Below are 18,962 nucleotides of genomic sequence, written 5' to 3'. Positions count from 1 at the left end.
GAGGGCACTACGCCCGCAGCGGAATCAGTTCAGGCGCCCGGCAACGCGTTCTACTGTGGCGCCCATGACGATCACCGGAGTCGCGGCCGGCGTTCCCTACACCGCTCTGCCACCTGATGGCGCCGGCCCCGCACCGCTGGTACTGACCTGGCACATGCTGGACGCGCCCCGCACGGACGCTGCCTTCGCGGCGGCGCTGCCCATGACCGGCGTGCCCGCCTGGCGGGTGCATCTCGGCCTGCCGATGTGCGGCACCCGCATGGTCGACGGTTCGATGACCGCGGTGGTCGACCTGGCCAGGCAGGACACCCTCCGCGCCTTCGGCGACGGGTTGACCGGCCGGGCGGTGGCGGAGTTCCCTTCGGCACTGGCGGCCCTGCGCTCGACCTTCCCCATCACGGACGCGCCGCCCGGGATCGTCGGCGCCTCCCTCGGCGGCCTCGTCGCACTGCGGGTCCTGGTCGGCGACATCCCGGTCGCCGCGGCGGCACTGGTCAACCCGGCCATCAGAGCCCGAAGCCTGGTCGACCTCATCGACACGAACCTGGGCCGAACCTACCGGTGGGACCCCGACACGACGGCATTGGCCGACAGCCTGGACTTCGTGGCACGGGCGAAGGAACTCAGGACACCGCTGCTGGTCGTCACGGGCCAGGACGACCACCCCGCCTTCCACGAGGACGCACGCGCTCTGGCCGAGCGCGCCCCCCACGCGGAGCTGGTCAGCGTGCCGGGTCTTGCCCACCCGCTGGCCGACGAACCAGGAATGGCACCGGCACCGCAACGACCGACGACGACGCTGGTCGACGACGCGCTGACGGACTGGTTCACCCGCCACCTGGCGCCCTGACCAGCGTCCTGACTCACCCCGGCTGGCTCGACCCGCACTGTTGTGCTGGCTCACGGTGGCCGCGTCATGCGGTGGCGGGTAGCCAGGCCCGTGCGGCGGCGGTGAGTGTGGCGGTGCCCAGGTCGAGGGTGGGGCTGATGACCGGGGCGAACAGGGGCGAGTGGTTGGCCGGCTGCTTCGCCACTCGTGCGAATATCTCCTCCTGCGAGGTGGCGCCATCGAACGCCGCCGGGTCCGCGCCGCCGAGCAGCCAGTACACCAGGGGCACGCCGGCCGAGGTGGCGAATACGCCGACGTCCTCGCTGCCGGTGCCCACGCCCGGATCGACTACGCTCGGCACGGCCGTGGCGAGCGCGGCGCGGGTCCGTTCGACCGCGTCCGGGTCGTTGACCGCGGCGGGGAAGCCCGACTCCACGGTCATCTCGGGTGGTTTCGGCGCATCGGCGGCGGCCGCCTCGCCTCGCGCGATGCGTTCGATGGCGGCGAGGGTGCGTTCCCGCACGGCCGGGTCGTAGGTCCGGATGTTGAGCAGCAGCTCTGCGTCGTCGGGGATGATGTTGGCGACCGTGCCGGCGTGGATCGCGCCGACGGTGACCACGACGGTGTCGGCCGCCGCGGTCTCGCGCGACACGATGGTCTGGAGCCGCATGACGACCGCCGCGGCCATCACCACCGGGTCCACCGCGGCTTCCGGGCGGGAGCCGTGCCCGCCCCGGCCGTGCAGGGTGAGCCGTACCGAGTCGGAGGCGGCGAACGCCGGGCCGGCACGCAGGCCGACGACGCCGGCCGGGATGGGGGCGACGTGCTGGCCCAGCACCACGTCGGGGCGGCCGAAGCGGGTGAACAGGTTGTCGTCGACCATCGCGTCGGCCCCGCTGCCGAGTTCCTCGGCAGGCTGGAAGACCGCGATCACGGTGCCCTTCCACGTCGTCCGGTCGGCCGACAGTTTCCGCGCCGCTCCGACGAGACACGTCACGTGTACGTCGTGCCCACACGCGTGCGCGACCGGGGTGCCGTCGACGACGACCGTGCTGGCATAGGGCAGACCGGTCTTCTCCGCCATCGGCAGCGCGTCCATGTCCGCCCGCAGCAAGGCCGTCGGGCCGGGACCGTTGCGCAGCACACCGACCACGCCGGTACCGCCGACACCCTCCCCGACCTCGAACCCGGCGGCACGCAGCTCCCGTGCCGCCACACCGGCGGTGCGCTTCTCGGTGAACCCGAGTTCGGGATGCTGGTGCAGGTCCCGGTAAAGATCGGCCAAGTCCATGACCTCCACTATCGGCACCCGAGCACCGACCCGCAACCTGGCGGTGTGGACGGACCATGACCATCCATTCAGGACGGTTCACAGCACTCCCCGTTCGTGGTCTCGTTCCCGCTCCGCCGTCGCCTCTTCGAGTGGAATCGCCGCTCCTCCGCTGCGGCTCGACCGGTTCGGGATGAGTCTGGTCCCTACAGCGCCCATACCGGGAGGACGCGCGACATGCGTAGGTTGATTCGGGTCGTGGCGTGCGGCGTCTGTGCCGGCGTCCTGCTCAGCGGGTGCACATCGGGCGACTCGGACAACTCATCGCGGAACACCGCCACCGGCGTACCGGTGGGTGCTGCCGCGACCGCGGAGACCTTCGAGGAGGTGGTGCGTGACGTACTGCCCTCGATAGCGCAGATCAACACCGCCGGCGGCCTCGGTTCCGGTGTGGTGTACGACGACGACGGGCACATCGTCACCAACGCGCACGTGGTGGGGGCGGAGACCACCTTCACCGTCACCTTCGCGACCGGCGGCAACCCGGTCACCGCGAGTCTGGTGGCCACGTACCAGCCGGACGACCTCGCGGTGATCAAAGTGGACGGTGACCTACCCGTCGAACCCGCGAGCTTCGGCGACTCGGGAGATCTCGCCGTCGGCGAGCTTGTGCTCGCCATGGGCAGCCCGCTCGGCCTCTCGGCCAGTGTGACCAACGGTATCGTGTCCGCGCTCGGCCGGACCGTCACCGAACCGGCCACGACGACCGCGCCCGCCACCACGATCGCGGACATGATCCAGACCTCGGCGGCGATCAACCCCGGCAACAGTGGCGGCGCGCTGGTGGACATGGACAAGGAGGTGATCGGCATCCCGACGTTGGCCGCCACCGACGAGGAACTGGGCGGGGCCGCGCCGGGCATCGGGTTCGCGATCTCCAGCGACACCGTCAAGCGGATCGTCGACCAGATCGTGCGGGACGGGCGGGTGACCGACTCCGGCCGGGCAGCACTCGACATCGTCGTCAGGACCGTGGCCGACGGGGAGTCCAACCTGATCGGCGTCGGCGTCGTGGAAACCATCCAGGGTGGGGCGGCCGCCGATGCCGGCATCCAGGCAGGCGACGTGATCACGAAGATCAACGACACCGACACGCCGACCGTCACAAAGCTGAACGAGGTGCTCGCCTCGCTGTCCCCCGGTGACGAGGTCACCGTGACGTTCAGGCGCGGCGGCGACACCGAGACCGTGCGAGTCACACTCGGCCAACGGTGAGCGGTGCGGCCAACGCCGGACACGCCACAGTGGACAGTCTGGTCGCCGCAGGCGGGGCATGAGCCACTGCCGCCCGGTCGTCCGCGAGATGCAGGAATTGCTGATGACGCCGGACGCCGCCCGAATGATGCTCGCATTCTTCCAACCTGGTTGAGGGTGACCCGAACACGACCAGGCAACCGTTCACCGTGCTCGCCAGCGGCGTGTGAGAGGCCGGGTGCGGCACATGGACATCAGGACGGTTGGACCTTCTGAACGCCGCCCCGCACGAACAACACGGCTTCCCCGACGACCGGAACCTTCTGTTTCTGGACATGGTGAGGTCGACGCGGTATCTTCGCGCTAAATGTTAACGTGAACATTCACTGCGAGGAACGACAATGGTGTCGAGTCCGACCACCGGCCGCTCCCGCGAACCGAGTCGGCGACTTGATCGGCGTGGGTGGATCTTCGTCGGACCATTTCTGGTGGTGTTCGCGCTAACGTTTCTCGCGCCAATCGGGTACGCCATTCAGCTCAGCCTGTTCCAGGACCAGGCCTTTTTCGGCGACACGACCTTCGTCGGCCTGGACAACTACGTGCGGCTCTTCTCCGACACCCGGTTCTGGAGTGGCTTCTTCCGGGTGCTGATCTTCCTCGCCGTTCAGGTGCCGATCATGCTGGTGCTCGCGTTGATCGCGGCGCTGGCCATCGACAGCGCCCGGCTGCACGCGACCGGCTTCTTCCGGATCGTGATCTTCCTGCCCTACGCGGTACCGGCGGTGGTCGCCACCCTGATGTGGGGCTACATCTACGGAACCAACTTCGGGCTCGCCGCCGACCTCAACGGCCTGTTCGGCACCGACGCGATCCGGCCCCTGTCCCTGACCTGGGCACTCCCCTCGATCGGCAACATCGTCACCTGGGAGTTCGTTGGCTACAACATGATCATTCTCTACTCAGCGCTGCGGGTCGTCCCTGGCGAGTTGTACGAGGCCGCCGCCATCGACGGCGCCGGGCCGTTCCGGACGATCTTCAGCATCAAACTGCCCGCCCTGCGCGGCGCCATCGTGATCGCGACCATCTTCTCGATCATCGGCAGCTTCCAGCTGTTCAACGAGCCGAACATCCTGCGCGCGCTGATACCCAACGTGCTCACGACCGACTACACGCCGAACATGTACGCCTATTACCTGTCCTTCGGCGGTCAGCAGTACAACTACGCGGCCACCGTCGCGATCGTGATGGGTGTCATCACCGCGGTCATCGCGTACGTGGTGCAGTTGCGCGGCGCGCGGAAAGGCATGTGATGCGACGGACAGCGGCGCGCGGGAACCTGGTGGCCGGCAAGTCGATGGTGTTGACCGTCGTCGCCTCGGTCTATCTCGTCTACACACTGGTTCCGCTGGTCTGGCTGGTCATCAACGCGACCAAGTCCCAGGCGGCCCTGTTCGACTCGCCCGGCTTGTGGTTCGGGGGCTCGTTCGCACTGTTCGCCAACATCGCCGAGACGTTCACCTACGACAACGGCATCTTCCTGCGGTGGCTGGGAAACACGCTGCTCTACGTGGTGGCCGGCGCGGGTGGGGCGACCCTGCTGGCCACCGCCGCCGGATACGGGCTCGCCAAGTACAGGTTCTCCGGGCGCCGCGCGGTGTTCGCCGTCATCCTCGGCGCGATCGCGGTTCCCGGCACCGCGCTGGCCGTGCCGACGTTCCTGATGTTCAGCGCGATGGGGATGACCAACACCCCGTGGGCGGTGATCATCCCGTCGCTGGTGAGCCCGTTCGGTCTCTACCTGATCTGGGTCTACGCCACCGACGCGGTGCCCGACGAGTTGGTCGAGGCGGCGCGGATCGACGGTGCCGGCGAGATCCGGATCTTCTTCTCCGTGGGATTGCGGCTCCTCGTCCCCGGCATCGTGACCGTCGCGTTGTTCACTGTCGTGTCCACTTGGAACAACTACTTCCTGCCGCTGATCATGCTCAACGAGCCGAGGTGGTTTCCGCTGACCGTGGGGCTGAACCAGTGGAGCGGCCAGGGCCGGGGTGCCGGCGCGGAGCCGATCTACCACCTCGTGATCACCGGCTCGCTGCTCACGATCGTTCCGCTCATTGCCGCTTTCCTGCTCCTGCAACGGTTCTGGCAGGATGGGCTGAGCGCGGGCAGCGTCAAGCAGTAACACTCGCACACTGTCGCGAAAGGAACTCTCATGTCTCGAACCTGGCGCCGCGCCAAGGTGACCGCGGCCGTGGCGACCTCGCTGGCCGTGCTGCTCGCGGGGTGTTCGGCCGACGAGGACGCATCCGGCGGCGACGCCTCTCCCGAGGCGCTGGACGCGGCGCTGGAGAAGGGCGGCACGATCACCTACTGGAGCTGGACACCGTCGGGTAAGGAGCAGGCCGCCGCGTTCGAGAAGGAGTACCCGAACGTCGACGTCGAGTTCGTGAACGTCGGGACCGGTGAGGACCACTACACGGCCCTGCAGAACGCGGTCAAGGCTGGACGCGGCGGCCCGGACGTCGCACAGATCGAGTACCGCGCGCTGCCCCAGTTCGCCCTGCAGGAGTCGCTGGCCGACCTCTCCGGGTACGGCTTCGAGGAGTTCGAGGACGACTACACGTCCTCCACCTGGGAATCGGTCCACGTCGGCGAGAGCATCTACGGCCTGCCCCAGGACTCCGGCCCCATGGCCCTGTTCTACAACAAGGAGGTCTTCACCCAGCACGGCCTCACTGTGCCGAGGACCTGGGACGACTATGTCGCCACGGCACGGAAGCTGCACGCAGCGGACCCGGCCAAGTTCATCGCCTCCGACGCCGGGGACGCCGGTTTCACCACCAGCCTGATCTGGCAGGCCGGCGGCCGGCCGTTCCGGACCGAGGGTGACCGCGACGTCAGCGTGAACCTGCAGGACGAAGGCACGCGGAAGTGGACCGCCGTGTGGAACCAGCTCATCGAGGGCAGGCTGGTGACGAACATAACGGGGTGGACCGACGAGTGGTACCGGGCGCTGGGTGACGGGACCATCGCCACGGTGGTGGCCGGCGCGTGGATGCCGGGCATCCTGATGGAGTCGGTGCAGGCCGCCGCCGGCAAGTGGGCCGTGGCCCCGATCCCGACCTACGACGGCGAGCCGACCACCGCCGAGCACGGCGGCAGCACCCAGTCGGTGCTCAAGCAGAGCGCCAACCCGGACCTGGCCGCGGCGTTCGTTCGCTGGCTCGACCACGAGCAGAGCAGCATCGACGTCTTCCTGGCCAGCGGCGGCTTCCCCGCCACCAAGGTGGACCTCGAGTCGAGCGAGTTCCGGGAGTTCTCCTCGCCCTACTTCGGCGGGCAGAAGATCAACGAGGTGCTGACCACCGCCGCCACCCAGGTGTCGGCCGGCTGGGAGTACCTGCCCTACCAGCTCTACGCCGAAACCATCTTCAGCGACACCGCGGGCCAGGCGTACGTGAACAACACCGACCTCGACGCCGGGCTCCGCACCTGGCAGGACGCCCTCGTGGAGTACGGCAACCAGCAGGGCTTCTCCGTCAACGGAGGTTGACCGGCCGTGCGGACCGTCGGCTGGGAGAAGTGTCCACCGCCGCTTCGGGGGGACCTCGCCTGCGCCGTCCTGAGCGGGTTTCCAGCTCTCACAGGCCGGGGCGTCCGCTCGCCGCGGCCATCCGCACCGCGATGTCGATGATCATGTCTTCCTGGCCGCCGACATAGCCTGCCTCGCCGGCGCGGCGGAGGATCTCGTGGGCGGGCACGCCCTAGCGTTCCTCCGCGCGTTCGGCGTCGCGCAGGAACGACGAGTAGACACCGGCGTAGCCCTGCCCGATCGCGGCGCGTTCTGCCCACGGGAGCCGGGGGATGAACGGGAGCGCGACGTCGGCGGCCGCGGCGAGGAGTGCCGGCAGGTCAAGTCCGGTGGGTACACCCATCTTCGCGAAGGCGGCGGCCAGCACCTCGGTCGGCGAGTTGCCCGCGCCTGCGCCCGACAGCAGGAGCACCGCGATCCGTGCTCGCCTCGCCGTCTCGGCCGCGGCGGCGACCAGATCCACGTCCGGCACGGCCGAGAACCCATAGTTGAACGACGAGCCACCGAGGCCGTCGCCGTGAGTCACCTCGATGACCTCCACGCCGGCGTCGTCGAGCGCGGTGACCACGGCACGCACCTGGTCGATCGTGAACCGGTGCGCCATGGCGTGGCTGCCGTCGCGCAGTGTCGTGTCGGTGATGCGCACGGCCTCGGTCATCGGGTCACGCCATCAGTTCGCCCGCACGCGCCGCGGCGGCCGTCATGATGTCCAGGTTCCCCGCCCACGGCGTCAACGCGTTCGGCACGTCGCCACCGAGCGCGACGGCGCTGCGCTGCGCGATCCGGCGGCAGGCGGCATCGAGACCGCTCATCCCGTCGGACCTCGCGCTCGTGCTGATCTGCTTCCTCTTCGGCTTCCTCGCTATCTCATGCGACACCCTGGGTGGACAAGGCACCGGCGATCACACGCGACATCGGTGCCGTGTCGTCGAAACCCACGCACGGGAGGGACTTACGCGCCTCGGGAGCAACGGGAACGCGTAGTGCGCCCGGACGCCGCGCCTGATACCCGGGGAAACAGCGGCCCGGCTGCCACCCGCGACGCGGTGCATGAGCACCACACGCCCGAAACCGGTCATCGTGCGGTGCCGCATTCGTCGGCAGACGCTGGTGATGCCCGCGCCCCGATGCGGCGGGCCACCCGTCAAGTGGCCCGCCGCGGTGCGCGACGCCTGACTCGCGGCGGTCAGAAGCCGCAGTAGTCGTCGCTGCCGTAGCCGTCCAGGAGGTTGTCGCGGACCCAGCCACGGACCCCGGTGCGCTGGTTGCGCAGGTAGGTCCACGTGTAGCCGTCGTTGCCCTCCGTCCAGCAGAAGTAGAGGGCGTCGTCGGTCGGCTGGAGCACCCCCAGGATGGTGCAGTTGGTGGACGTGCCGCTGCGCTGGTTGGCCGCGCCGCCCGACGGCGCGTCCGCGTCCACCCGGTTATCGCGGTTCGGGCCGATCGTCCCGCACGACGCGTGCATCGCGCCGACCTCGCTCGGCGGCGCCTTCGGGACCGCGCTCGCAGGTGCCGCCAACGTGATTCCCGACAGGACGGACGCGGCGACGGCCGTCATCACAAGAGTTTTCCTCATGATTTCTCCCCAGAATTTGCGATCTCTTTGCCCCCGTCCGTTGATCGAATTCTCCGGACGGACACCGCAAAAGAATGCGCGAAATCTTCCGGACCGGCAAGGGCTTCCGCTAACATGGGACGCGGGGATAGTTCAATCGGCCTGAACTGCATATATGTCGCCCCGCCGGGACGGGGTGGGGATGTTCTCGCCGATGGGACGATACGAGGGGGAATGATGACAATCAATGTCGATGCACAGCGGTTCGCGGCTTTCCTGAGAACCTTGAAGACTCGCAGGGGCAGGAGTTACGAGGCCCTCGCGAAACGAAGCAGGGTCAGCAGCTCTGCACTGCACCGCTACTGCTCGGGCGCCAGCGTCCCGGCCGATTTCGACCCGCTCCGGCACTTCGCCATGGAATGCGGAGCCTCGCAGGGGGAACTGCGCGAACTGCACCGGTTGTGGACCCTCGCCGACGCCGTGCGACGGCACCACCCTGCGTCGGAGGCACCGGGCGCACCGGCGCCGCAGGCGTCCCAGCGGCGGACTCTGGTCGCCGTGACCGCGCTCGCCGCCGTCGCGGGAGCCGCCGCGTGGCAGGCCGCCTGGCAGGCCTCGGTCAGGGCGACGCGGCGACACCGCTGAGACACGGCGGACAGACCAAGGCCACCTCACACGGCGGTGGCGTTGGTGTCCCGCGACCGTCCGGCCCTACCGGATCGTGGGACGTCGCGTGGCCGGCCGGAGCGGAGCCCTTCAGTCCGCCCCGGCCGGCCACCTTCTGGATGCCCCGCGAAGAACCTGCCGATCGGACCAGCGCGGCGAGCCCACGGCCGAGCACGATCTGTTCGAGACTTTCGCACGCCAGGCGCGCGCCGCCGCGGCCGCCAACGGAGCCGTCACGATTCTGGTGTCACACCGTTCTCCACAGTCAGCATGGCCCACACCGTGCTCACCCCTTCACCGCCCCCGTCAGGCCGCTGATGATGCGGCGTTCGAAGACGGAGAAGAAGACGAGTGCGGGGATCATCGACAACGAGACGAACGCCAGCACGCGCGCGGTGTCCACAGAGTACTGCGATGCGAACGCCTGCACTCCCAGCGGCAGGGTGTACAAGCCGTTGTCGCTGAGCAGGAACAGTGGCAGCAGATAGCTGTTCCAGCTCGCTACGAAGGCCAGGATCCCTACGGTTATTACGCCGGGCAGGGACAGCGGGACCACCATCCGGACGAAGAAGCCGAGTCGGCTCGCCCCGTCGATGAGCGCGGCCTCCTCCAGCTCCTTCGGGATGGCTCGCAGGAACGGCACGAGGATGATCACGCTGGTCGGCATGGCGAACGCGATCTGCGGCAGGATGACCCCGGCCAGGGTGTCGGTCAGTCCGAGGTCACGCACCATGATGTAGAGCGGGGTGATCGCCACCGTGACGGGAAACATGAGTCCCGCGGCGAAAAGCGAGTACATCAGGTGCTTGGCCTTGAACGGATAGCGGGCGATCACGAAGCTGGTCATGAGACCGAGCACGACGACGCCGACCGTGGTGCCCATCGCGGCGATCACCGAGTTGATGAGCTGCTGCCAGAAGACCTCGCCGGCCAGTAGCCCAGTGTAGTTGCCGACCTCCCAGGGGTCCGGTAGACCGGCCGGCGACTGGATGATCTGGGAGTTCGTCCGGAACCCGCCCAGAATGATGTAGACGGCGGGCGCCAGACACAGGCCGACCAGGGTGAACGCGACCAGGTAGGCGGTCAGGCTCGCTCGCCCGGTCACCACCGTCCCGTCCCCGCGAGTGGTCCTGCCGGATGCGACAGCAGTGGACATCAGGCCACACCTTCAGTCAGCGCGCCCTCGGTGTCGCGGCGCAGCACGAACCGCTGGTAGATGAGCGCGATCACGAGCGAGATCACGAAGATCACCACGGCGACGGCGCTGCCGTAGCCGTACTCGCCGGAAGTCCGGCCATTGGCCACCATGTAGGTCGCCATCGTCGAGGTCCCGGCGGTGTCGGCCACGTACTGACCCCAGATCACGAATACCAGGTCGAAAACCTGCAGCGAGCCGATGATGGACAGGAATGCCCAGATCCTGATGGTCGGACCGAGCAGCGGCAGCGTGATGTGCCACTGCGTCTGCCAGTACGACGCACCGTCGATCGCGGCCGCTTCGCGCAGCTCGTCGGGGATCCCTTGCAGGCCGGCGAGCATGAGGATGACCGCGAACCCGATGTACTTCCACACCAGGATCAGCATCAGCGACCAGATCGCGACGTCCGGGTCGGCGAGCCAGTCCGTCGTCAGGCCACTGAGCCCGATCCGGTCCAGCACGTCGTTGATCGCACCGGTGGGGTGCAGCATGAGGCTGAACCCGATCGCGACGATGACCTCCGAGATCACGTACGGGACGAAGATCAACACGCGGATGAGGGAACGCCCACGCATCTTCCGGTTCAGCAGCAGGGCGATCCCGATGGCCACCGGCCCCTGCAGGATCAGCGACATGACCAGGATGAACCCGTTGTGCGACATCGCATCGAGGAACGCGGTGTCGGTGAGGATCAGCTCGTAGTTGCGCAGGCCGACGAACTCGGTCGGGACCCCGTATCCGCTCCATTCGAAGAAGCCGTAGTACCCGGCCATGAAGACGGGCACGATCACGAACGTGACGAAGACGACGACCCCCGGGCCGGCGAGCAGCGCGATCTCCGCCCACCGCCGCCATGGCACGCGACGACGCCGAGCCGACCCGCGGGCCGGGGCATCGGCGCCGTCCCCGGCCCGCGCACTGTCCGGCACGTCGCGGTCTGCGTGCGCGGCTGTCTCCATGTGGTCGAGTCCCTATTTCCGGTCGGCTGCTTCGGTGATCGCCTTGACCAACCCCGCGGGATCCGTCTTCCCCGTCAGCAGCTCCACGACCGCCTGGTTCAGCACGGTGCCGACCTTCTGGCCATAGTTGGTGTCCAGGAAGTCCGACACGTAGGTCGCCTCGTTGAGGGCTTCGATCATCTGCTTGTCGTAGTCGTTCTTCACCACGTCCTGGGCGTCGACGTGCAGCGGTATCGAACCGAACGCGGTGTAGAAGCTCTCCTGGTTCTTCTCCGAGTTCATCAGCGCGAGGAAATCCCCGCACAGCGTCTTCGGCGCACTGGCCGAGCAGGAGAATCCGCCCTTGCCGCCCATGAGCGCGTTCACGTCGCCTTGGCCGGACGCCACCTGCGGGAACGGGAACCAACCGAGGTCGGGAAGCGGTTGCTTGTCCGGAGTGAGGTCCTTGACGACGCCGGGCTCCCAGTTGCCCATGAGTTCCATGGCCGCCTTGTGGTTGGCGAGCAGACCGGCCGAACTGCTGGCGCCCTGCTGCGCGGACGTGTTCAGGAAGCCTTCGTTGAACGGCTTGAGGGCAGCCAGGTCGACGATGTTCTTGGCCGCCTTCTCGTAGCACGGGTCGGAGAAGTCCAGCGACTCGTTCGTCGCCTCGAGGATGTCCGCCGAGCACTCGCGTAGCGCGAAGAAGTAGTACCAGTGGGCGGCGGGCCAGGCGTCCTTGCCGCCGAGCGCGATCGGGGTGATGCCTGCGCCCTTGAGCTTGTCGATCGCGCCTGCCAGCTCGTCGACCGTCTTCGGGATCTCGGTGATGCCTGCCGTCTCGAACAGATCCTTGCTGTACCAGATGCCACCGGGCTGCACCAGCTGCGGCGCGGCCAGCAGCTTGCCGTCGACGGTGAGCGCTTCGTACGGCGCGTCGCCAAGCTTCTCACGCAGCTCAGGGGAATCGGCCGAGCTGCCGGTGAGATCGAGGAGCTGCTTCGCCTCGGCCATGTCCCGCATCTTGCCGCCGCCGCGCTGCAGAAAGATGTCCGGTGCGTCACCGGAGTTCAGCGCCGTCTGGAGCTTTCCGTCCAGCTCCTCGTTCTGGATGTGCTGGGCCTTGACCGTGACGTTCTCGTGCGAGGCCTCGAACTCCTTGGCCACGCCGTCGAACCACGCCAGACCGGCCTCGCCGGTGTAGTTGGTCCAGACAGTGAGGGTGTACTGATCGCCTTCCTTGTAGTCGCTGGCTTCCGGCCCCGACGAACAGGCCGACAGCGCGAGGGCTGCCGCCATCGTGCCCGCCAGGACGCCCAGCGTCCTGGCGCGGTACCTGCGTGTCATCATTGACGACTCCTTTGGTTGATGCCGCATCGCGGCGGGTCAGGTGAGCTGGAGCTCGGCTGTGAGGTAGGAGTGCGGCGGCAACTCGACGAGCAGGCCGCGCGGATGCTCGCGCACACCGTCGAACGCGGCGGGTGCCACGGCGGACGGAGTTCGCGGGGTGTTGTGCGACGCGGGCGTCGATGCGGTGAGGATCCGCGCGCCGCGACACCGTGCCGTGCGCCCGCGCAGGTCGAGCACGATCTCGGCCGAGGAGTCGATGGCCAGATTGGCCAGCGAGACGAGCGCGCCGTCGCCCTTGGTCGACGCCGTGACCGAGACGAGGCCGAGATCCCGCCCGTCCGACTCGACGGTCGGCACATCGCGGAGGTGGACGTCCAGCGACGCCGCGTCATGGTGGCCCGTGCTCATCTCGAACACGTGGTAGGTGGGCGTGCGCACGAGCACGCCGGAATCCGGGTCGGTGAGCAGCACCGCCTGGAGCACGTTGATCGTCTGGGCGATGTTGGCCATGACCACCCGGTCGGCGTGCCGGTGAAAACCGGCGAAATGCACCGCGGCCACCAGGGCATCGCGCAACGTGTTCTGCTGGTACAGGAACCCCGGATCGGTGCCTGGCTCGACGTTCCACCAGGTGCCCCATTCGTCGACCACAAGCCCGACCTTGCGGTGCGGGTCGTAGCGGTCCATCACCGTGCTGTGCCGGGTGAGGTACTCCTCCATGAGTGAGGCGCGGGACAACGCGCCGTACCACTCGTCTTCGGTGAAGCGGGTCGCCGCGCCCTTGTCCGACCAGGAACCGGTCATCGTGTAGTAGTGCAGCGACAGCGCCTGAAACGGAGCCGATGGCGCGACCGGATCGGCGGCCAGGTCGTCGAACGAGCGCATCATGGTCTCGGTCCACTCGTAGTCGCCGTCGCTTGGGCCGACGGCGATCCGGTAGACCTTGTTGTCGCCCTGGTCACGCACGAACGTCGAGTAGTGGCGGGCCAGGGACGCGTACTGTTCCGCCCGCATGTTGCCGCCACACCCCCAGGCCTCGTTGCCGATTCCCCAGAACGGGACGCGCCACGGCTCGTCCCGCCCGTGTGCCCGGCGCAACGCGGCCATCGGCGAGTCGCCAGCACGAGTGAGGTATTCGACCCACTCGGCCATCTCCCGCACCGAGCCGGAGCCGACATTGCCTGACACGTACGGCTCCGCGCCCAACAGCTCACAGAGATCGAGGAACTCGTGGGTGCCGAAGGAGTTGTCCTCGACGACGTCGCCCCAATGGCTGTTCACCATCCTCGGCCGCCGCTCGCGCGGCCCGACGCCGTCGCGCCAGTGGTAGGTGTCGGCGAAGCAGCCCCCCGGCCACCGCAGGTTCGGGATCCGCAGTGCCCGCAAAGCGTCGACGACGTCCGCGCGGATGCCGCGGATGTTCGGAACTTTCGCGTCCTCGCCCACCCAGAAGCCGCCGTAGACGCACCTGCCGAGGTGCTCGGCGAAGTGGCCGTACACATGCCGGGAGATGACCGGACCAGGCATGTCCAGATTGATGATCGCCGTAGTCGTCATGTCGCCTTCCGGATGACGGTGTCCGCACGCGTGAATTACGAAACTTTCGTAGTTTATCGATATACTTTCGACCGGACAGCGTCGTGACTCGGCACCCCGTCGTCAAGGCGAACACGGCGCATCGTCGCCGTTTCGTGACTGTTCGACACACACCGATACCCAGGTCCCGCACCCGGGGCTGAGAGAGAGTGACCGCCATGGGACGACGCACCGTCACGATGAGCGACGTGGCACGCGAGGCCGGCGTGTCGGTGATGACCGTGTCGAACGTGCTCAACGACAGGTCGAACGTCGGGGCCGGCACTCGACTGCACGTACTGGGAGTCGTCGACCGGCTTGGCTACGAGATCAACCTGACCGCCCGGCGCCTTCGATCGGGGCGGACCGGCACGGTCGGCCTGATCGTGCCCAGGTTCGACTTGCACTACTACGGCGAGTTGGCGTCACTGATCTCGGACGCACTGGCGGTGGACCGCATGCACCTCGTCGTCGAACAGTCGGGCGCGAGCCGTGAACGCGAGCTCTCCGCGCTCTCACTCGCCCGGCTCCAGCAGTACGACGGTGTCCTGCTCGGCGCTGTCGGACTGGACATGGCCGACCTCGACCGGATCCATCCGGACCTGCCGATCGTGCTGTTCGGCGAGCAGGACGTGCCAGACCGCTACCACCGCGTCCAGATGGGCAACGTCGCCGGAGCGCGACTGGCCACCGAGCATCTGATCACCGGTGGCGCGAGACGAATCGCGGTGCTGGGCGGCAAACTCACCGCACCTCGCCAGGAGATGGCGACCTATCGCGCGAACGGCTGGTCCGGCGCGCTCGCCGACGCGGGCCTGGACCCCCGTCCCGACCTCGCGATTCCACTCCACGACTATTCGATCGCGGAGGCACGAGCCACGATCACCGAGGTGCTGGCCGCCGGACTGGCGATCGACGGCATCTTCGCCGTCACCGACGAGGTGGCGATCGGCGCCATGGCCGGCCTCCACGATGCCGGGTTGCGCGTTCCGGACGATGTCCAGCTCGTCGGGTTCGACAACCTGGACATCTCTGCGCACCTCGCCCCCGGCCTGACGACCATCGACCCCGATCGCCCGACAATGGTGGCCGAGGCGCTGCGCCTGCTGCGCAGGCAGCTCGAGGACAACAACGCCGCCCCGGAACACATCGTCAGCACCGTCTCGCTCGTGACCCGGGGCAGCACCGGAAACCGGACCCCCGTTCGGCGCCGAGGATCGCACTGACCACCAACTGCGCGCCGCACCAGAGCTCAGGTGGTGGCGATCAGTTGGGTGGCGGCGAGGTCGGCGTAGACGGGGTCCGTTGACACGAGCTGGGCGTGGGTGCCGACAGCGCGGACACGGCCTGCCTCCATCACGATGATCCGGTCGGCCATGGTCACCGTCGAGAGGCGATGGGCGACGACGAGCACGGTGGTCGTGCTGGCGATGTCGGCGATCGTGTCCCGCAGCGCGGCCTCGTTGACCGCGTCGAGCTGGGAGGTGACCTCGTCGAGCAGCAGCAGCCGCGGCTGGCGTAGCAACGCGCGGGCGATGGCCACGCGTTGGCGCTCGCCGCCGGAGAGTTTGACACCTCGGTGCCCGACCGCCGTGTCCAGTCCATCGGGCAGCTGGGCCACCATGGCGGTGAGCCGGGCGACGGCCAGGACCTCCGCGAGTTCGGTGCGGCAGGTGTCCGGCGCGCCGAAGAGCAGGTTCTCACGCAGAGTGCCGGCCAGCACGGGGGCGTCCTGTTCGACATACCCGATCGCGGCGCGCAGCTCGGCGAGTGGATGGTCCCGCACATCGGTTCCGTCGAACAGGACCCGTCCGGAGTCCGGGTCGTAGAACCGTTCGATCAGGGAGAACACGGTCGTCTTGCCGACACCGGAAGGGCCGACGAAGGCGGTCATGCCACCGGCCGGTATCCCGAAGCTCACGCCGTGATGCACTTCGCGAAGCTCAGGACGGTAGCGGAACCGCACCTGGTCGAAGACGACCGCCGCCGGCGCGGTGCAGGGTCGTGGCGGCGCCGAGGGAGGCGTGTGGGGTTCGGCGGGGAGGGCCTCGATCTCCCGGATGCGTGCGACCGCCGCGGCGGCGACCTGGTACTGGCTGGCCACGTGTGTCAGTTCCCGTATCGGTGGCATCAGGTAGTACAGGTAGAGCAGGAACGCGACCAACGTGGCGACGTCGATATCGCCGGAGGCGACGCGCACGCCGCCGACACCGAGCACCATGATGAAGGACAACTGGAGCGCCAGGCCGCCGGTGCTGCCTGCCACCGCGTGCCATTTCGCGGCCCGCGCCCCACCGATCCACGCGCCCAGCGCCGTGTCGTACAGCCGGTCACGTTCGCGTTCCTCTGCACCGGACGCCTTGATGGTGCGCAGGTTGCCCAGTGCGCGTTCCATCGCCGCGCTCATCGCACCGACCGACTCCTGTGTGTGCTTCGCGGCACTGGCGATGCGCGGTACGACGAAACCGAGGACCACCTGTGCCACGCAGAGCACGATCAGGGTCACCATGAGCAGCGTGGAGTCCAGTAGCGCCATCATGGTCATCGTGGCCAGCAGCGTCAGCACGCCCGTGATCCCGTAGACCACCGAGCGGGTGGTCACCTCGCGCAACAACGTGGTGTCGGCGGTGACCCTCGACATCAGGTCACCCGGCTCGGTGTGGTCCAGGGTGGGAATCCGCAGCCACAGCAGCCGCGACACCAACCGCCGCCGGGCGACGAGCACCACCGACTCAGCCGTGCGCTCCAGCACGTAGGTGCCGACCGCGCCGATCACCGCGTGGCCGAGCACCAGCGCGCCCATCACCACCAGCAGGCCGGTGACGACGCGCTCCGCCGTCAGCCCGTTGATCAGCTCCCGCACCACAAGGGGCAGTGCCAGCCCAGTCGCAGCCGTGGCCATGCTCAGCAGCCCACCGAACAGCAGGCTGGTCCTGAAGGGACGGATGTAGTCGAGCAGCACCCGCCACGCCGGTTCGTCCGTGCTCACCCACGGTCTCCGGTCGCCCGTTTCGTCACGAGGTGATCCTCGATGACGAGCGCGTCCAGCGGCATCGCGAGGAATGACATCAGCGCGTCGGCAGGCGTCTCGACCAGCGGCTCGTCACGCCGGTTGAAGGACGTGTTGAGCAGTACCGGAACTCCTGTCCGTTCCGCGAACCGGCACAGGAGCCGGTGGCAGACCTCGTCCTGTTCCCGGCTCACGGTCTGGACACGTGCGGTGCCGTCGACATGGGTCACGGCGGGGATGACGGCGCGCTGTTCGGGACGAACGGGGACCGCGAAGGTCATGAACGGGCTTGGCTGGTCCAGTTCGAAGAACTCCCCCACGCGTTCCTGGACCACCATCGGGGCCAGCGGACGGAACCACTCCCGGTCCTTGATGGCCGAGTTGACGTGGTCACGCATGTCCGGCCGTCGCGGATCGGCGAGGATGCTGCGGTGGCCCAGTGCCCTCGGGCCGAGCTCCGAACGACCCCGGTACCAGCCGATGACCTCCCCTCGGTCGAGCCGGTCGACGACCTCGGCGAGGAGAGCGTCCTGGTCGAGCCGGGAGAACCGCACCCGCGACCGGACCGCGTGCAACGCCTCGCCGACCATCGACGCCGGGTACTCCGGCCCGTAGTACGCCGTGTGCATGGTGGTGTCCACGGGCAGCCCGAGCCGCTTGATCTCCACCAGCACCTTGCCGATCGCCTGGCCGTCGTCGCCCGGCGCGGGTACGACGAAGACCTGGTCGAATCCGGCATGCCGCGCGACACGCCCATTGGCCACGCAGTTCAGCGCCACGCCGCCTGCCAGACAGAGCCGCGTGGCCCCGGTCAGACGGCCGGCCCGCACCGCAAGGCCCAGCACGATCTCCTCCAGGATCGTCTGGCCCGCGTAGGCCATGTCCATGTCCGCCTGGGTGACGGCATGCCGGGCGTCCCCCGGCGGGCCGCCGCGTGCCGCCACGAACTCGTCCCACACGGCCTGGTCCTCGGGTGTCACCGACTCCCACCCGAAGAACTCCCGGCCCAGTGTGTTGGCCAGGACGGCCCGCACGAACCTCGGTGCGACGCTGTAGGTCCCGTCCGCCTTGGTCGATGCGTATCTCCGCAGGAGGTCCAGCAGCGGGGACGGCCGACCGTAGGCCGCCAGTGCCATCGTCTTGCCCTCGGCATAGAGCTCCCGAATGCCCGCGAGTGCGCCGACCGCGGTGTAGAAATGGCCGATCGACTCCGCGGCGAACAGTCCTGACGACGGGTTCAGCTCCTCGACCAGCCGCAGGTCCGACCCGGTGCCGTGCCAGATCGTCGTGGTGGCCAGGTGCCCGTCCAGTTCACCCTGACCGTCCAGGACCAGTACCGCGGCCTCGTCGTAGCCGGACCCGAAGAACGTGCTGGCGGCGTGGTAAAAATGGTGGTCGGAAGCCACCAGTCCGGTCGAATTGTCGATATGATAGTCATGATCTCCGTTGAAGGATCCGGCATATCTGTCGATTTCGCCGAGATGCCGGTAGGCCAGCCCCGAGTTCCATTGGTGTTTGTACCGGTCGCCAACCCGCTCCGAGGCGAGGGCCACGATTTCCCCGTCGGTGGTCACCACGGCCACTCCGCCGTCGTGCCAGGTGCTCGCGTGACTGTGCACGACCGGGAGGATCCCGGTCGTGTCCCCCCGCCCTCCCGCCAGCGAACCGCGCACAGCATCATGGCCAAGATGCGCCATGCGCAACACCCCCGGCGGTCGATTCCAG

16 protein-coding genes and 1 pseudogene are annotated in these 18,962 nt (G+C 68.2%); 7 read left to right on the top strand and 10 right to left on the bottom strand.

The window, feature by feature from the left end; genetic code table 11:
- Nucleotides 1-64 precede the first annotated feature (64 nt).
- Nucleotides 65-850 (top strand): alpha/beta hydrolase family protein, encoded by a 786-nt coding sequence (locus WBA97_RS36780; protein ID WP_424235641.1) that lies wholly within the window; start codon nt 65-67, stop codon nt 848-850.
- A 64-nt stretch (nt 851-914) separates the two neighbouring features.
- Here WBA97_RS36780 and WBA97_RS36775 read toward each other — a convergent pair whose 3' ends face one another.
- Nucleotides 915-2,120: an amidohydrolase gene (locus WBA97_RS36775; protein WP_424235640.1), complete on the bottom strand. Its 1,206-nt coding sequence runs from the start codon at nt 2,118-2,120 to the stop codon at nt 915-917.
- Nucleotides 2,121-2,336: 216 nt separating this feature from the next.
- Here WBA97_RS36775 and WBA97_RS36770 point away from each other — a divergent pair, with 216 nt between their 5' ends.
- From WBA97_RS36770 to WBA97_RS36755, 4 genes are all read left to right on the top strand, one after another.
- The gene (locus tag WBA97_RS36770; RefSeq protein ID WP_424235639.1) at nt 2,337-3,374 is read left to right on the top strand and encodes a S1C family serine protease; all 1,038 of its coding nucleotides are present in this window, start codon (nt 2,337-2,339) and stop codon (nt 3,372-3,374) included.
- Between the two features lie 470 nt (nt 3,375-3,844).
- Nucleotides 3,845-4,663 carry a carbohydrate ABC transporter permease gene (locus WBA97_RS36765; RefSeq protein WP_424235638.1) on the top strand — a complete coding sequence of 273 codons (819 nt, stop codon included), beginning with the start codon at nt 3,845-3,847 and terminating at the stop codon, nt 4,661-4,663.
- The gene (locus WBA97_RS36760) at nt 4,663-5,535 is read left to right on the top strand and encodes a carbohydrate ABC transporter permease (RefSeq protein ID WP_424235637.1); all 873 of its coding nucleotides are present in this window, start codon (nt 4,663-4,665) and stop codon (nt 5,533-5,535) included. Before WBA97_RS36765 ends, WBA97_RS36760 begins: the two co-directional genes overlap by 1 nt.
- A gap of 30 nt (nt 5,536-5,565) precedes the next feature.
- On the top strand, nt 5,566-6,906 hold the full coding sequence (locus WBA97_RS36755; RefSeq protein ID WP_424235636.1) for an ABC transporter substrate-binding protein: 1,341 nt from the start codon (nt 5,566-5,568) through the stop codon (nt 6,904-6,906).
- Nucleotides 6,907-6,994: 88 nt separating this feature from the next.
- On the opposite strand, the pseudogene WBA97_RS36750 reads toward WBA97_RS36755, so the two are convergent.
- From WBA97_RS36750 to WBA97_RS36740, 3 genes and pseudogenes are all read right to left on the bottom strand, one after another.
- A pseudogene (locus WBA97_RS36750) lies at nt 6,995-7,603 on the bottom strand (hypothetical protein).
- Between the two features lie 4 nt (nt 7,604-7,607).
- Nucleotides 7,608-7,757 carry a hypothetical protein gene (locus WBA97_RS36745; protein ID WP_424235635.1) on the bottom strand — a complete coding sequence of 50 codons (150 nt, stop codon included), beginning with the start codon at nt 7,755-7,757 and terminating at the stop codon, nt 7,608-7,610.
- Nucleotides 7,758-8,131: 374 nt separating this feature from the next.
- Entirely contained in the window at nt 8,132-8,521 is a 390-nt protein-coding gene (locus WBA97_RS36740) for an SH3 domain-containing protein (protein ID WP_424235634.1), read from the bottom strand.
- 114 nt (nt 8,522-8,635) lie between these two features.
- On the opposite strand from WBA97_RS36740, the gene WBA97_RS36735 reads away from it, so the two are divergent.
- Entirely contained in the window at nt 8,636-9,145 is a 510-nt protein-coding gene (locus WBA97_RS36735) for a helix-turn-helix domain-containing protein (protein WP_424235633.1), read from the top strand.
- 307 nt (nt 9,146-9,452) lie between these two features.
- Here the strand turns inward: WBA97_RS36735 and WBA97_RS36730 are convergent, their stop codons facing one another.
- The 4 genes from WBA97_RS36730 to WBA97_RS36715 are packed head-to-tail and all read right to left on the bottom strand — an operon-like array spanning nt 9,453 to nt 14,209.
- On the bottom strand, nt 9,453-10,322 hold the full coding sequence (locus WBA97_RS36730) for a carbohydrate ABC transporter permease (protein WP_424235632.1): 870 nt from the start codon (nt 10,320-10,322) through the stop codon (nt 9,453-9,455).
- Entirely contained in the window at nt 10,322-11,323 is a 1,002-nt protein-coding gene (locus tag WBA97_RS36725) for a carbohydrate ABC transporter permease (protein ID WP_424235631.1), read from the bottom strand. The genes WBA97_RS36730 and WBA97_RS36725 overlap by 1 nt, the downstream gene beginning before the upstream one ends.
- A 12-nt stretch (nt 11,324-11,335) precedes the next feature.
- On the bottom strand, nt 11,336-12,652 hold the full coding sequence (locus WBA97_RS36720) for an ABC transporter substrate-binding protein (protein ID WP_424235630.1): 1,317 nt from the start codon (nt 12,650-12,652) through the stop codon (nt 11,336-11,338).
- A 36-nt stretch (nt 12,653-12,688) separates the two neighbouring features.
- On the bottom strand, nt 12,689-14,209 hold the full coding sequence (locus WBA97_RS36715) for an alpha-N-arabinofuranosidase (protein ID WP_424235629.1): 1,521 nt from the start codon (nt 14,207-14,209) through the stop codon (nt 12,689-12,691).
- A gap of 197 nt (nt 14,210-14,406) precedes the next feature.
- Between WBA97_RS36715 and WBA97_RS36710 the strand changes: the two genes are divergently transcribed.
- The gene (locus tag WBA97_RS36710; protein ID WP_424235628.1) at nt 14,407-15,453 is read left to right on the top strand and encodes a LacI family DNA-binding transcriptional regulator; all 1,047 of its coding nucleotides are present in this window, start codon (nt 14,407-14,409) and stop codon (nt 15,451-15,453) included.
- A gap of 26 nt (nt 15,454-15,479) precedes the next feature.
- Here the strand turns inward: WBA97_RS36710 and WBA97_RS36705 are convergent, their stop codons facing one another.
- Together WBA97_RS36705 and WBA97_RS36700 are read right to left on the bottom strand one after the other, a co-directional pair.
- The gene (locus tag WBA97_RS36705) at nt 15,480-17,216 is read right to left on the bottom strand and encodes an ABC transporter ATP-binding protein (protein ID WP_424235627.1); all 1,737 of its coding nucleotides are present in this window, start codon (nt 17,214-17,216) and stop codon (nt 15,480-15,482) included.
- Nucleotides 17,213-18,856, bottom strand: coding sequence for a carbamoyltransferase family protein (locus WBA97_RS36700; RefSeq protein WP_424235626.1), 1,644 nt, complete (start codon nt 18,854-18,856; stop codon nt 17,213-17,215). Before WBA97_RS36700 ends, WBA97_RS36705 begins: the two co-directional genes overlap by 4 nt.
- Nucleotides 18,857-18,962: the final 106 nt, after the last annotated feature.

This window comes from Actinophytocola sp., from assembly GCF_049647105.1.
In the GTDB taxonomy this organism is placed as follows: domain Bacteria; phylum Actinomycetota; class Actinomycetes; order Mycobacteriales; family Pseudonocardiaceae; genus Actinophytocola.
This window is presented reverse-complemented; position numbering and strand designations above follow the sequence as displayed.